This window comes from Streptomyces sp. NPDC001493, assembly GCF_053597235.1.
On sequence record NZ_JBSFHV010000010.1, the window covers coordinates 34,498 to 49,002 of the forward strand.

Below are 14,505 nucleotides of genomic sequence, written 5' to 3' on the forward strand. Positions count from 1 at the left end.
TCCGGCGGCCCGGCAACCACGCACGCCTCGGCGCCGTCTCAGCCGCGTGCGCATCGTCCGGCTCTGCTCATGACCGGCTGATCGCGTTCAAGTCGAGTGCGGAAGCCCGGCCGATCGCGGCGAACAGGATGAGCGGCAGTTCCTTGTCGGCCTGGCCGACCGCCGGCGCGAGCCGGCGATCACCGTCGGGGAGGGGCCACACCCGCATGCTCACGGCATGCCGGCTGAGCTCGTCCAGCGGCTCGGGCACCGACGCAGGGAACCGGCCGGTGCGACTTCTAGACCGTGTCAGGAGCGGGAGTGTCGGCGAACCGGTCGACGAGGAAATCCAGGCGCACCTCCTGGATGTCCACGGGGATGCGTCCGCTGTCCGACAGGACGGCCATGCCGTGCAGAGCGCTCCAGACGACTTCGGCGGAGAGTTCGCGCAGCGCGTTGCCGGGGCCGAAGCAGCTGACGAACTCGGCGAAGGTGGAGCGCAGTTGGGGCGGGGTTTCGGCGTGGGCGAATTTCACGTCGGTCGGCATGACGAACATGGCCCGGTAGAGAGCGGGCCGTTCGGCGGCGAACTCCAGATAGGCGTGGCAGAGGGCACGCAGGGAGGACCGAGGCCCGGGATCGGCCGTCCGGGCGCGGTGCAGGTGAGCGGTGAGCTCGTCGAAGCCGTCGAGCGCGACGGCGCGAACGATGGCCTCCTTGCCGCTGAAGTGGCTGTAGAGCACGGGCTGGCTGTACTCGACGCGCTCGGCGAGTCTGCGCGTGGTCACCGCCTCCCACCCTTCGGCCTCGGCAAGTTCGCGGGCCGCTGTGACGATCAGCCGGTGGCGTTGGACTCGTTCGCGCTCACGGCGCTCGCTGGTGACGGACATGAAGACATTCTAGCAACGCTAGACATTCTGCCGAAGATATCTCTATCGTCGACACAACAGCTAGCGCCGCTAGACATCGGGTCAGCGGCCGCCGCCGAGGGGGAACCATCCATGCTCACCACCATCGCCTACGTGCTCGCCGGACTGATCGGCGCGGGCATCGTCCTCATCGGTGTTCTCGGGATCGTGGCGCCGCGGGGCTCGGTCGGGTTCGGCATCCCCGGCACCCCGGCCGAGAGCCCGAGCTTCCAGGCCTGGCTGACCGTCAAGGCCGTGCGCGACCTGGCCTGCGCGCTCTTCCTCTTCATCCTGCTGGCCGCCGGCCCGACCCGGTTGCTGGGCTGGTTCATGCTGGCCGCCGCCTGCATACCCGTGGGCGACGCGTCGATCGTGCTGCGCGCCGGCGGGCCGAAGTCGGCCGCCTACGGTGTCCACGGCGCGACCGCCACGGTGATGCTGGCGGCCGGCGCTCTCCTCCTCGTCGCCGCCTGACCGACGACCACCGGCCGGGTCCGTCTCACAGCGGCCAGACCCGGGGCACCACCGTCAGCGCCACCACCAGGAACCAGAGGACGACGGGCAGGCCGAAGCGCCAGTAGTCGCCGAAGCGGTAGCCCCCGGGTTCGTACACCATGAGGTTGGCCGCCGTGGCCACCGGAGTCAGCATCGCGGCGGCGGCGGCCACGGCGACCACCATGAGGACGGGGAGCACGGAAACCCCCACGTCACGGGCGGCGACGGTCGCGATCGGGATGACGATCAGCGCGGTGGCGGTGTTGCTGACGAACTGTCCGAGCACGACCGTGACGAGGAAGAGGCCGGCCAGCAGCGCGTACTGGCTGCTACCGGCGATGTCCACGATGAGCCGGGCGACGGAGTCGGCGGCGCCGGACTTCATGATCGCGGTGGAGAGCGGGAACATCGCTCCGACCATCACCACGGTCGGCCAGGAGATGCCCCCGTACGCCTCGTGCACCGAGACGACCTTGAGAAGGATCATCGCCACGGCTGCGATCAGGGCGGCGACGGCCGGGGAGACCAGCCCGGAGGCGAGCAGGATCACCATCGCGGTCATCACGGCGAGAGCCCGCCGTCCGGCGGGTCCCACAGGGGTGTTCTGGCGGCGGACCGCCGCCGGGGAGTCGACCAGCAGCAGGTCGTCGGAGTAGACCGACGCGGTGCCGCTGAGCGCGGGCCAGGACCCGTGCAGCAGAAGGGTGTCGCCCGCGCGCAGCGTGACGGTGCCGGGGTCGGCGTTCTGTCCGTCCCGGTGCACGGCGAGCACCACGATGTCCTGGGCCTCCGTCAGCAGGCCGGGGAAGACGCGCGCGCCGACCAGTGACGAGCGCGGCGAGATCAGCACCTCCGCCAGCCCGACCTCCCGGTTGACGAGCGCACCGGCCCGCTGTTCACCCAGCCGGGCCCGTTGCGGCACCAGCCCGTGGAGCTCCGCGAAAGCGTTCAGCTCCTCGGGTGTTCCCCGGACCACGACCTGGTCGCCCGGGGCGAGCTCGTCGGTGCTGCGCAGCTCGTGGTCCTCCGAGTCCCCGCGCAGCGCCCCGAGCACGACGAGGCCGCCGCCCCCGGTGCCGAGCGAGGGATACGTCGAACCGACGCACGGCGCCCGTGGGGGCACCACGAGACCGCCGAGATTGTCGCCGAGACCGTAGTGGGCGACGAGGGTGAGGGTGTGGTTGCTCAGGTCCGGCGGGAGTGCGGCCGGGCGACGGGAGGGGAGCAGCCGGTCGCCGAGGAAGACGGCCGCCGCGACCGTCCCGGCGACCAGCGGGACGCCCACCCAGAGGAAGGAGAAGAAGCCGAAACCCCGGCCGGTCACCTCCTTCGCCGCGTCGGACACCAGCACGTTGATCGGGGTCCCGGTCAGTACCAGCATCGACCCGGCGTGCGCGGCGAACGCCAGCGGCATCACCAGTTTGGACGGTGGCATGCCCACCCGGACCGCCAGCATCACCACCACCGGCAGCAGCGCGGCGACCGCGCCGTTCATCGTGATCAGCGCCGACAGGCCGGCGACGGAGACCAGGGTCAGCGCGACCAGCCGCCAGCGGCTCTTCCCGGTACGGGCCGCGAGGACCTGTCCCGCCCTGGCGGTCACCCCGGTCACTTCGAGACCGGCGCTGACCACGAACAGCGCCGCCACGAAACCCACCACCGGGTCGCCGAAACCGGAGAAGATCTGGGCCGGCGTCAGCACTCCGATGCCCACGAGGGCCAGCGCGGAACCGAGGGCGACCGCTTCGACGGGCAGGCGGTTCAGCGAGAACAGCACGATCACGGCCGCCAGTACCAGCAGCACCAGGGAGGAATCACTCATCGACTGATGAACCAGTTGAAATCGGTCACGAGGCGAACGTACTGCACAAGGTTCCTCCCTCGCACCGACCGGCGGCACGCGACCTGGTCCGCGCGGCGCGGGCGGGCGACCGGGGTGCGGGGCGGTGTCCAGCGGACCGAGGCCGGACACCCGACGCGGCCCGTCCCGCCTCGACCGGCCGGACACCCCTCCGGCCGATCCACCGTGGCACGAAGGGTGAAGCAGCCCGTCTGAGCGCTGTGTTCGGGGGTACTGGATGTCATGTCCCGCCCAGGAAGCGGCGGGATTCCGCGGAGACGGCCCCATGCGGCCGTCTCCATCCGAGAGGAACCCTTCCATGCTCGCCATCGTCGCAGCGGTCCTGTTCTTCATCTCCTTCCTGATCAACGCCGCGGACATCACCACGAACGATGTCTTCTCGTCCGGCAACGTCATGCTGCTCGGCCTGCTCGCCCTCGCCCTGCACGTGGCGGGGATAGGCGCCGGCTGGTCCGCCCGCCGGCGTTGAGCGTCACCCGGCGCCGGCCAGACCGCTCCGGCTCCTCCGCGACCATGTACCGCCGGCCGGTGAAGGGTCCGGTGAGCCGACCGGACCTGATGCGGGACCAATCCAGTGGCACGGCACGGTCACGGGAGTGGGGGCCGGGCAGGCGGGGGCAGGACTAGGCGTTGTCCGGCCATTCCCACGAGCAGGAGCGACATGCCCCCCAAGACCCCCACCCCCCAGTACACCGTCCCCGGCCTCTCCACCAAGGAGGGGGCCGCGGTGATCGACGCGCTGAAGCTGCGTCTGCACGCGCTCAACGACCTGGCCCTCACCCTCAAGCACATCCACTGGAACGTGGTGGGCCCGCACTTCATCGCGGTCCACGAGATGCTCGATCCGCAGACCGTCGCCGTACGCGAGATGGCGGACTCTGCGGCCGAGCGCATCTCGGCCCTCGGGGGCGAGCCGCAGGGCACGCCGGGTGTCCTCGTGGCCGAGCGCACCTGGGACGACTACAGCATCGGCCGGGCCGACGCGATCGCCCATCTCGCCGCCCTGGACCTCGTCTACACCGGCATCATCGAGAGCCACCGGAAGGCGGTGGAACGGGTGGGTGCCATCGACCCGGTCACCGAGGACCTCCTGATCGAGCATCTGCGCGGCCTGGAGCAGTTCCAGTGGTTCGTCCGCGCCCACCTCGAAACCAGCTCCGGCACGCTCAGCACCGGAGGCAAGGCCACCGAGAAGCAGGCCGCCCGCAGCACCGGCACCACGAAGCGCGCCCCGGCGCGCAAGACGGCGAACGCCCGGCGCACCACGAAGTAGGCCGGACACTCACCGGCAGGGCGCTCACCGGCCCGACACTCACCGGCCGGCCGCGGGCGGGCGGGCCCCGGCAGCGGCCCGGCGGTCAGTCGGTGGGGCGGGTCCGGTGCTCCCCGCGCAGGACCCTGCCGGACGCCTCCGGATCGTACGAACCGCAGGCCGTGCCCGCCCAGATGGACGCCTGGCGGGGCAGCGCGTAGTAGGGCACCAGCAGGGTCACCGGCCTGCCGCGCTGGTCCCGGGCCGTCCACAGGGCGGGCAGCACGTCGGGGGTCTCCCCCGCCAACAGGGCCAGCCGGCAGGGTTCGCAGGCGGGGCGGCGGGCGGCGGCGGCCTCCCGTGCGACGACCCGCCGCCCCTTCCGGCCCCGTTGATCCCGGGGCGGTTCGGCAGCCGGCCCGTGCAGTGGGTTGTAGAAGCAGCGCGGCCGTGGCACGCGGGGGCGCTGCCCCAGATGGCGGGCCCGCGCGGCGGCGAACAGCTCCAGCGCGCGGTCGGCGAGGACCACCGCGGCGGCGAGGTCGGGCAGGTCCGCCGCCTCGTCCAGAAGTTTGCCGGCGGCCTGATAGGCGTCGGTGGCCAGGAGGTAGTCCCGGCGCACTCCGCCCTCTCCGGACTCGGGAGTGAACTCCAGGCGCGGGTCCGCGAGCAGCTCCCCCACCCGTGCGACGTGTTCGGCCGCCGCCGGGGCAAGCCGGGCGCGGAGGGCCTCCCACTCCGCCCTGACCAGACGCTCCCGGTCCCGCGAGCGTGCCCGGCCCCGGGCTCCCCCGTCCGCCGGCCCGCCGACCGGACCGCCGACCGGCCGGGGCAGGCCGGGCCAGACGGCCAGGCCGATACGGCGCAGCGAACCCAGCACACGGTCATTCCCCACGGCTCCCCCTTTGCCCGCCGGGCCGCCCGATCCGGGCTGCCGCCCAGCTTACGACCTCCCCGTGAACGCGGACGGGGCCCGCCCCCGTCAGGGAAGCGGGCCCCGCACCAGGCGGAACGGGTCAGTTGTTGTTCAGGTACTGAGCCCAGAGGAAGCCGCCCTCGAGCGAGGCGGCCTCGTGCTCCTCGTTGGCGTACGTGATTCCGTACGGGCCACCGAGGTTGAGGTACTCGGCGCTCTCACGAGAGGCCTCGGCCTGGAAGTAGCCCGCGGCGACCTCGACGGACTCACCGCCCTTGTCGTTGTCGTGAGCTGCGGCAGGACCTGCGGCCATCAGCCCGGCAGCGGCGACGGTGGCCACCGTGATCGCGATACGGCGAAGCATGTGTACTCCCTTTGTGGGTCGTAACGAGTGGTGCTTTCACCGCATAATCACCCTTTTCGAACACACCCGAAAGCCGTAGGGGAGGGTATATACCTGAACGGATGGCGGCCTTGATCCACATGCGCGCACCCCGCCCCTGATCGGCCCATCACATCCCGGTTCGCCCGCTCCGCAAGGAAGTTGAAGAGCCGATCATCCTCGTGCATTACACACATCGCATGTATTATGCATATGCCTCATCGCACCGCTCCGTCGCTCCCCCACCCCACGCGAGGAGTCTCGTCATGGACGACCCCCGCCCTGGGCCGGGTCTGCCCCGCGGCCAGGTTCCGCTCCGGCGGCACGTCGGCCTCGACGCGCGGAGAAGACGCCCGGCGAGGCCCGGCAGGGGGCGCGTGGGCCTACGGGAGACCCGTAGGCCCTTCCCTTCCGGCGGAGCGGGCGGCTGCCGTCCGGCCCGCCCGTGACGCACACACCCCGCCCACCGGAGTCGTACGGGAATCCGGCGGCGGAGCCGGTGCGCACCGGCCGGACCGCGTCGTCCCGCCGACAAGCATCCGAACAACGCAAGGAGAACGCATGTCCTCCCCCCATTCCCCCGCGACACCCTCCTCCGGCCCCTCCGGCAAGAGGTCGCACGAGCCCGGCCCCGACCCCGCGCTCGACCTCGACCTCGACCGGATCCGGGCCCGCTACCGGGCCGAGCGCGAGCGGCGGATCAGGACCGACGGCGCACAGCAGTACCGGCCGACCACCGGAAGCTTCGGCTACTACCAGGAAGACCCCTACGCGCAAGGGGACTTCGTACGCGAGCCGCACCACGACACCGTCGACGTGGCGATCGTCGGCGGCGGCTTCGGCGGACTCCTCGCGGGGGCCCGCCTCCGCCAGGCGGGCGTCGGTTCGATCCGGGTGATCGAACGCGGCGCGGACTTCGGCGGCACCTGGTACTGGAACCGCTACCCGGGAATCCACTGCGACATCGAGTCGTACATCTACCTGCCTCTGTTGGAGGAGGTCGGTTACGTCCCCCGCTGGAGGTACGCGCCGGGCGAGGAGATCCGCCAGCACGCACGGGCGATCGGCCGGACCTTCGGCCTCTACCGCGACGCGCTCTTCCGGACGAGCGTCACCGGCCTGCGCTGGATCGAGGAGGAGTCCGCGTGGCTCGTCGACACCGATCGCGGAGACCGGATGCTCGCACGGTACGTGGTCACGGCCCAGGGCACGTTGAGCGAGGCGAAGCTCCCCGGCATCCCGGGGATCGAGAAGTTCGCGGGGCACACGTTCCACACCAGCCGGTGGGACTACGCCTACACCGGCGGCAGCGCGGACGGCGGTCTGAGCGCGCTCGCGGACAAACGTGTCGCCCTCGTCGGCACGGGCGCCACCGCCATCCAGTGCGTGCCCCATCTCGGCGCGGACGCGGAGCACTTGTACGTGTTCCAGCGCACCCCCTCCTCCGTCGACGTCCGTGGCAACCGCCCCACCGACCCGGCGTGGGCCGCCGCGCTGGAGCCCGGCTGGCAGCACCGTCGCCGGGAGAACTTCCTCTCGCTCGTCACCGGCGGGCAGGTGGACGAGGATCTGGTGAACGACGGCTGGACCAGCACCGCGCGCCTGCAGCAGAAGCTGATCCCGAGCGACGGCTACCAGGACCTGTCGAGCGAGGAGCGCGAACAGGCGTACGAGCTCGCCGACTTCCGGAAGATGGACGAGATCCGCGCACGCGTGGAGTCGGTGGTGGACGACCCGCGGACCGCCGAGCTGCTCAAGCCGTGGTACCGCTACATGTGCAAGCGCCCCACCTTCAGCGATCACTATCTGCAGACGTTCAACCGCCCCAACGTCACCCTGGTCGACACCGCGGACAGCCACGGCGTGGAGGAGATCACCGAGAACGCCGTCGTGGCCGGCGGGACCGCCTACGAGGTCGACTGCGTCATCTTCTCCACCGGGTTCCAGGTCGGCGCCTCCGGCGTCCTCACGGGCAGCCTGCCGGTCACGGGCCGGGGCGGGATCACCCTGAAGGAGGCCTGGCAGCAGGGCCCCAGGACCCTGCACGGCTTCTACAGCCACGGCTTCCCGAACCTCTTCCAGCTCGGCCCGCTGCAGAACGCCAGTTCCGTCAACTTCACGCACGTGCTGGACGAACAGGCGAGCCACGTGGCCGCGGTCGTCGCCGCCGCACGCGACCGCCGGGCCGCGTACGTGGAGCCCTCGGCGGAGGCGGAGAGCGCCTGGGTCGCCACCATCCGGGAGAAGGCGGCGGATCTGCACGCCTTCCAGGCGGAGTGCACCCCCGGCTACTACAACAACGAGGGCGACCCGAGGAAGCGCGGGCAGTCCTTCGGGGACGGGCCGGTCGCGTTCCACTCGCTCCTGCGGGAATGGCGCGAGGGCGACGGCCTGGACGAGGTGCTGGCCGAGGCCGGGCGGGACCGGGCGTGACGGAGCGACGCACCGGCAGCGGTGCCGAGCCGGCGGCGGGCACGCCCGGGGACCATCGGCGGCGCGCGGCCGGGCCGAAGCCGCCCGATCGGCACCGCCGACGGGCCGAACGGCTCAACGACCCCAATCCGCTGCGTGGTTCGAACGGTGTCGCGTTCGGTCCGGACGGACGGCTGTACGTCGCCCAGTACCTGCTGGGCACGATCAGCGCGGTGGACCTCGCGAGCGGCGACACCGACGTGGTGACACCGGAGGACTGCCCGGTGCGGTCCCCGGACGACCTCGCCTTCGGGGCCGACGGATCGATGTACGTCGCCGATCTGGTGCCCGGCATCGTCTGGCGCCGCAGCCCGCTCGGCGCGTACTCCGTCGTCTCGGACCAGGTGATGCTCCCCAACGGCATCACCTGCGTCGGCGACCGCCTCTTCGTCAACGAGATGAGAATGGGCGGCCGGCTGCTCGAGCTCTTCCCTGACGGCCGGGAGCCGGTGGTCCTCGCGGAAGGCCTGGCCATGGGCAACGCGATGCAGGCCGGGCCGGACGGCTGCCTCTACTACCCGCACATGATGACCGGCGAGGTCTGGCGGGTTCCGCCCGACGGGGGCGTGGCCGAGAGGGTCGCGCGGGAGGTGCACGAGCCGGTCGCGGTCCGCTTCGACCGGGGCGGCGTCCTGCACGTGCTCTCCCGGGGCGTGGCCGGCTTCGTCACCCGTATCGACCTCCACGGAAAGGGATCCCGCTCGGTCGTCACCTCCGGCCTGGTGGGGCTCGACAACGCGGCGTTCGACGCGGAGAACCGCATGTTCGTCTCCAGCTACGCCGGTGGCGGTGTCAGCGAACTGCACCCGGACGGCCGGACCCGCGACGTCGTCAGACGGGGACTGGTCGGCCCGTACGGGGTGACGGGCCTGGGGAGCACGGTCTTCACGGCGGACCACTACCGGCTGACCGCGCCAGAGGGACCGACGCGGAAAGGCGCCGAACCACGGACGGCTGCCGACGCCTCGACGGTGCTGCGCACGTTCGCCCACGGCATCACGTCCGACGGCACGCTGCTGCACACCACCTCGCAGTACGGGGAGGTCGCCACCCACGACCCCGGGGCGGGTACCACCCGGGTCCGGGCCACCGGTCTGGCCAGGCCGCTGGGGATCGCCGCGCACCGGGACGGTCCGCTGTTCGTCGTCGAGGCGGACCGTGGCCGGATCCTGACGATCGACGAGAACGACGTCGTGGGCGTGCTCGTCGGAGGACTCCCGGGGCCGGTCGACGTGGCCCTGGACGCGGACGGCACCTGCTACGTGAGCGACGAGGCACTCGGTGCCGTCCTCCGCGTCGACGAGGACGGCCCGCGCGTCCTCGCGGACGGTCTCGACCGGCCCCAGGGACTGGCGGTCCTCGGGGCCGAGGTCTTCACGGTCGAGACGGGCACGCGACGGCTGGTCGCCGTCTCGCTCGCGACCGGGGAGACCCGGACGGACGCCGAAGACCTGCCGGTCGTACCGTCCTTGGACGTCCCGGGGGCGCCTCGGGCGCTGTTCTCCCACGGGATGCCCGGAATTCCGAGGTCGTTCGCCGGACTCGCCGCGGACCCCTCGGGCGCCCTGCTGCTGTCGGCCAACGAGGAAGGGACCGTGTGGCGCCTCACGCCCGCGGGGCCCGACGAGGAGGCGGCGGACGCCGCACAGTGAGGAAGCGGGGAGAGCCCGCCGGAAGTCCTCCGCGCCAGGACTCCCGGCGGGCTCTCCGGGGCACTCTCCCACCGCGGCCTCCGTTCCCGTCGCGTCGCTGAGCCGTCGTTCCGTCGTTCCGTCGTTCCGTCGTTCCGTCGTTCCGTCGTTCCGTCGTTCCGGAAGAGCGTTGCCAGGCGGTGCGGCACGGGGAGAATCACCGTACGGCCCCGGCGGCAGCGCCGGCTCCCCCCTCGCGGCGCACCGATAAGCAGACGCGATCGATCCCGATCAGTATTCGGCATTGGACGCAGAGTGCCCCTTTCCTGCATGCTCAGTGCCATGTTCAGGCCTGAGATGGTGAGGGAGTCCAGCCGGTACCCGGCAGGCGCTGCCGCATGCCACCACGGACTCAGCGATCACCTGACGCCCCGTCTGACCCAGTGCCGAGTCGTGGACTTCGGAAAGGTCTGGTCGACCAGCTGTCGCTGAGTCGACGCGCGGGTCCTGCCGGACTCCGGTGAACACCACCCCCTCCGCACGGCCGCGCGCCTTCGCGCGCCCTTCCCCGCCACAACCTTCGGCCCCCCATGACCGCCGTACACCCGGGTCCTTCGCGGCCCGGCGGTAGCGCGCGGCCCGGAGCACCGCACACCCTTGCCCGCCGCGCCGCCCCACGTGGCCGGACAACTGCCCGACCCAAGACCTAGGAAGCACCCATGGCCTCCGAACTCACCTTCTCCGCCGCGCTGGAGGGCCGATGAGCTCCGCCACCGAGAGCCGGCCGATACCCGCCGACCTCGGCCGACTGGACGAGGTGACCGCCTCGCTCGCGGCCACCGCCGCCGAGTACGACCGCACCGGGGCCTTTCCCCACAAACCGATCCAACTACTGCATGAGACGGGGCTGTTGACTGCTGGAGTGGATGCCCGCTACGGCGGCTCCGGGGCGACCTTCACCGAGGTCGCGAAGATCCTGCTGGCGGTGGGACGTGGCGATCCGTCGACGGCGCTCATCGCCGGCATGACCATCGTCCCGCACCTCCTCCAGACCCGGAGTCCGTGGCCCGAGGAGCTCTACGCCCGGGTACTGGCGGAGTCCGCCGAGCGTCCGACACTGCTCAACCATGCCCGCGCGGAACCGGACTTGGGATCATCCACCCACGGCCTTCCGACGACCGTCGCACGGCGAACGGCGAACGGATGGTCGATCAACGGGCGCAAGCGCTTCGTCACCGGTGCGGAGGGCCTCAGTTACTTCCTGGTCTGGGCGGTGACCGACGAACCCTCGCCCAGGTTGGGCAACTTCATCGTCCCCGGGGACACGCCCGGCATCGACATCGTGCCCACCTGGTTCCAGTTGGGAATGCGCGCGACGGGCAGCCACGAGGTGGAGTTCCGGGACGTCGAGATTCCCGCGGAGTACGTGCACGAGCTGGAGCACCCCGGTACCCCGCCGGCACCCGGCACACTGCCCGGCAGCATCACGATGCTGCTCTCGTCCTCCCTCTACCTGGGGGTGGCGCGGGCCGCGCAGGACTTCACGACCACCTGGGGCCACGAGCGGGTGCCCTCCGGTCTCGGCCGTCCGCTGGCCACGACGGACCGCTTCCGTCAGGCCGCCGGCGAGATCGAGACCCTGCTCTCCACCGCCGAGCAGCTGATCTTCGCGACGGCCGACCGGGTGGACCGGGGCCTTCCCGTGTCGGGTGCCGACGCCCTGGCGTCGAAGGTGCTGGTCGTGCGCCATGTCACCAGCGCGGTTCAGACCGCGGTGCGCCTGCTCGGCAACCCCGGTCTCGCCCAGGGCAATCCGCTGGAGCGGCACTTCCGCGACATCCAGTCCGTCGGGGTGCACGCACCGGGCGAGGACGCCTCCCTGCAGATCGTCGGCGCCTCCGCTCTCGCGGCGGGAGCTCCGCGTGACTGAGCCGACGCGTCTTTCGTACCCCGCATCCTCCGCATCCTCCGGCCCCCACGGGGGCACCCACTCCTGGAGTTCCGCCATGCGCCCCTCCCTGTCCAGACTCGGCCGCACCCTCGCGGTGGGGGTGAGCGGTCTCCTTCTCCTCTCCGCCTGCTCGTCCGGCGGAGACACCACCACCAAGGCGGCGGGTTCGGGCAAGCCGGTGTCGGGCGGGACGCTCACCACCGCCGTCGACACCGAGCCCGTCTCCTGGGACATCCACGCCAGCACGCAGGACGTGACCGCGGAGATCGCGCGCGGGGTGTTCGACTCGCTGGTCTCGCAGGACTCCGACGGGAAGTTCCACCCGTGGCTGGCCACCAAGTGGGAGGTGTCGGACGACTTCAAGAGCTACACCTTCCACCTGCGCGACGACGTCACCTTCACCGACGGGTCGAAGTTCGACGCCTCGGTCGTGAAGGCCAACTTCGACCACATCGTGGCCAAGGAGACCAAGTCGCTGTACGCGGCGAACCTGCTCGGCCCTTACACCGGTACCGACGTCGTCGACCCGCAGACGGTGAAGGTCAACTTCTCCAAGGCGTTCGCCCCCTTCCTGCAGGCGGCCAGCACCACATATCTGGGCTTCTACTCCCCCGAGGCGCTCAAGGCCGGCTCGGGCAAGCTCGCCGCCGGCGGTCCGGCCGACGTGGGCAGCGGTCCTTTCGTCTTCAGCGCCTACACCAAGGGCCAGTCGGCGACGCTCACCCGGAACCCGGACTACGCCTGGGCCCCGGAGACGGCGACCCACACCGGCGCCGCCTACCTCGACAAGGTGGTCGTCCGCTTCCTGCCCACCGCCTCGGTACGCGCCGGAGCGCTGACGAGTGGTCAGGTGCAGGTGGCGAAGGCCATTCCGCCGCAGAACGTCACCGCGCTCAAGTCGACTCCCGGTTTCGAGCTGATCTCCCGGGCCAACCCGGGCGGCAACTACAACCTCTGGCTCAACGGCTCGCTGGCCCCGCTGGACGACGTCCGCGTGCGCAAGGCGATCCAGCGCGGCATCGACGTCGAGCAGGACGTGAAGACCGTCACCTTCGGCCAGTACCCCCGCGCCTGGAGCCCGATCAGCCCGACCACGCCGAACTACGACAAGTCCCTCGAGGGCAGTTGGCCCTACGACCCGAAGCTGTCGGCCCAGCTGCTGGACGAGGCCGGCTGGACCGGCAAGGACGCGCAGGGGTACCGCACCAAGGCGGGCAAGCGGCTCACCGTGGAGTGGCCGCAGCTGTCCATCCAGGCGACCCGCGAGGGGCGTGACGTGCTCGGGCAGGCCGTGCAGGCGGACCTGAAGAAGATCGGCGTCGAGGTCAAGCGGCCGAACCTGGACATCGGTACGTACAACACCAAGGTCTACGGCGGCAAGGCGAACATCATCGACCTCAGCTGGCCCCGGTTCGACCCGGACGTGCTGTGGCTCTTCTTCAACTCCGGCAGCGCGCCCGCCAAGGGCGGCATCAACGCCACCTTCCTCACCGACCGGTCCTTCGACACGTGGACGGACCAGGGCCGCTCCACGCTGGACGAGAAGACCCGCGCCGACGTCTACCCGAAGGTGCAGCAGCGGGGCATCGATCTCGCGGTCGTCGTTCCCCTGTACACGCAGGTGTCCCTCGTCGGGCAGTCCGACAAGGTGAAGGGGCTCACCTTCAACGCGAGCAACTGGCTGACGTACTACGACGCCTGGCTGGCCAAGAAGTGACGGCGTCGGCGACGGCCCTGGCCGGCGGGGTCGCCAGGCGGCTGGGCTCGGCAGCGGCCGTCCTGCTGGGGGCGGCGACCCTGGCCTTCCTCACCCTCCAGCTCATCCCCGGTGATCCCGTATCCGTCCTGCTCGGCCCCTCCAACGCCGGCTCCCCCGAGGTGCGGGCGGAGATCGCCCGGGAGTACGGATTCGACCGGCCCGTCGCCGACCAGTACCTGCACTACCTGGGACGGCTCCTCCAGGGCGACCTGGGGCAGTCGTACCAACTCCAGCGCCCGGTGTGGTCGCTGATAGGTGATCAGCTCTGGCCGACCGTGCAGCTGGCGCTGGCGGCCCTGCTCCTGGCCGTCGTCCTCGCGGTGGTTTCCGCGGTGGCGACGGCCGGGCGCCGGCCCGCCTTCCGGGCGGTCGCCTCGGTCTGGGAGCTCATCTCGGCGTCGACCCCGTCCTACTGGGTCGGAATCGTGCTGCTGACGGTGTTCTCCTTCCAGTTCCACGTCTTCCCGGTGGCCGGGGCGGAGGGCTTCGCCTCGCTGGTACTGCCCGCCGTCACCCTGGCGCTCCCGCTCACCGGGGTGCTGGCGCAGGTGCTGCGCGAGGGGCTCGAAGCCGCCCTGGAGCAGCCGTTCGTGGTCACCGCCCGCTCACGCGGAGTGGGCCGGACGGCGGTACGGATCCGGCACACCCTGCGGCACTGCGCGGTACCGCTGCTCACTCTGACGGGGTGGCTCACCGGGTCGCTGATCGGGGGCGCGGTGCTGGTGGAGACGGTCTTCGGCCGGCCGGGAATCGGCTCGCTCGCCCTTCAGGCGGTGAGCGCCAAGGACATGCCGGTGGTGATCGGCGTGGTGCTGCTCTCGGCCTTCGTCTTCGTCGTGATCTCCACCGTGGTGGAGCTGCTCTATCCCGTCCTCGACCCGCGGCTCAGGAGCGCCTGA

13 protein-coding genes are annotated in these 14,505 nt (G+C 71.3%); 8 read left to right on the top strand and 5 right to left on the bottom strand.

Annotated elements, in window-relative coordinates; genetic code table 11:
* Positions 1-67 precede the first annotated feature (67 nt).
* Together ACWCWD_RS16345 and ACWCWD_RS16350 are read right to left on the bottom strand one after the other, a co-directional pair.
* A complete protein-coding gene (locus tag ACWCWD_RS16345; protein WP_450773468.1) occupies positions 68-250 on the bottom strand; it encodes a hypothetical protein in 183 nt (60 codons plus the stop codon).
* 28 nt (positions 251-278) lie between these two features.
* A complete protein-coding gene (locus tag ACWCWD_RS16350; RefSeq protein WP_450773469.1) occupies positions 279-869 on the bottom strand; it encodes a TetR/AcrR family transcriptional regulator in 591 nt (196 codons plus the stop codon).
* Between the two features lie 111 nt (positions 870-980).
* Here ACWCWD_RS16350 and ACWCWD_RS16355 point away from each other — a divergent pair, with 111 nt between their 5' ends.
* Positions 981-1,361: a DUF4267 domain-containing protein gene (locus ACWCWD_RS16355; RefSeq protein WP_450773470.1), complete on the top strand. Its 381-nt coding sequence runs from the start codon at positions 981-983 to the stop codon at positions 1,359-1,361.
* A 25-nt stretch (positions 1,362-1,386) separates the two neighbouring features.
* Here ACWCWD_RS16355 and ACWCWD_RS16360 read toward each other — a convergent pair whose 3' ends face one another.
* Positions 1,387-3,204, bottom strand: coding sequence for an SLC13 family permease (locus ACWCWD_RS16360; RefSeq protein ID WP_450773471.1), 1,818 nt, complete (start codon positions 3,202-3,204; stop codon positions 1,387-1,389).
* A gap of 337 nt (positions 3,205-3,541) precedes the next feature.
* Between ACWCWD_RS16360 and ACWCWD_RS16365 the strand changes: the two genes are divergently transcribed.
* The gene (locus tag ACWCWD_RS16365; RefSeq protein WP_327174161.1) at positions 3,542-3,712 is read left to right on the top strand and encodes a hypothetical protein; all 171 of its coding nucleotides are present in this window, start codon (positions 3,542-3,544) and stop codon (positions 3,710-3,712) included.
* A gap of 192 nt (positions 3,713-3,904) precedes the next feature.
* Positions 3,905-4,516: a Dps family protein gene (locus ACWCWD_RS16370; RefSeq protein ID WP_450773473.1), complete on the top strand. Its 612-nt coding sequence runs from the start codon at positions 3,905-3,907 to the stop codon at positions 4,514-4,516.
* A gap of 85 nt (positions 4,517-4,601) precedes the next feature.
* Here the strand turns inward: ACWCWD_RS16370 and ACWCWD_RS16375 are convergent, their stop codons facing one another.
* Positions 4,602-5,390 (bottom strand): hypothetical protein, encoded by a 789-nt coding sequence (locus ACWCWD_RS16375; RefSeq protein WP_450773475.1) that lies wholly within the window; start codon positions 5,388-5,390, stop codon positions 4,602-4,604.
* A gap of 121 nt (positions 5,391-5,511) precedes the next feature.
* Positions 5,512-5,775 carry a hypothetical protein gene (locus tag ACWCWD_RS16380; protein ID WP_450773477.1) on the bottom strand — a complete coding sequence of 88 codons (264 nt, stop codon included), beginning with the start codon at positions 5,773-5,775 and terminating at the stop codon, positions 5,512-5,514.
* Positions 5,776-6,354: 579 nt separating this feature from the next.
* On the opposite strand from ACWCWD_RS16380, the gene ACWCWD_RS16385 reads away from it, so the two are divergent.
* The 5 genes from ACWCWD_RS16385 (at position 6,355) to ACWCWD_RS16405 (ending at position 14,505) form a co-directional block, all read left to right on the top strand.
* The gene (locus ACWCWD_RS16385) at positions 6,355-8,226 is read left to right on the top strand and encodes a flavin-containing monooxygenase (protein ID WP_450773478.1); all 1,872 of its coding nucleotides are present in this window, start codon (positions 6,355-6,357) and stop codon (positions 8,224-8,226) included.
* Positions 8,166-9,917 (top strand): hypothetical protein, encoded by a 1,752-nt coding sequence (locus ACWCWD_RS16390; protein ID WP_450773480.1) that lies wholly within the window; start codon positions 8,166-8,168, stop codon positions 9,915-9,917. Before ACWCWD_RS16385 ends, ACWCWD_RS16390 begins: the two co-directional genes overlap by 61 nt.
* A 739-nt stretch (positions 9,918-10,656) precedes the next feature.
* A complete protein-coding gene (locus tag ACWCWD_RS16395) occupies positions 10,657-11,826 on the top strand; it encodes an acyl-CoA dehydrogenase family protein (protein ID WP_450773482.1) in 1,170 nt (389 codons plus the stop codon).
* A 76-nt stretch (positions 11,827-11,902) separates the two neighbouring features.
* Positions 11,903-13,564: an ABC transporter substrate-binding protein gene (locus ACWCWD_RS16400; protein WP_450773484.1), complete on the top strand. Its 1,662-nt coding sequence runs from the start codon at positions 11,903-11,905 to the stop codon at positions 13,562-13,564.
* Positions 13,561-14,505 (top strand): ABC transporter permease, encoded by a 945-nt coding sequence (locus ACWCWD_RS16405; RefSeq protein WP_450773486.1) that lies wholly within the window; start codon positions 13,561-13,563, stop codon positions 14,503-14,505. The genes ACWCWD_RS16400 and ACWCWD_RS16405 overlap by 4 nt, the downstream gene beginning before the upstream one ends.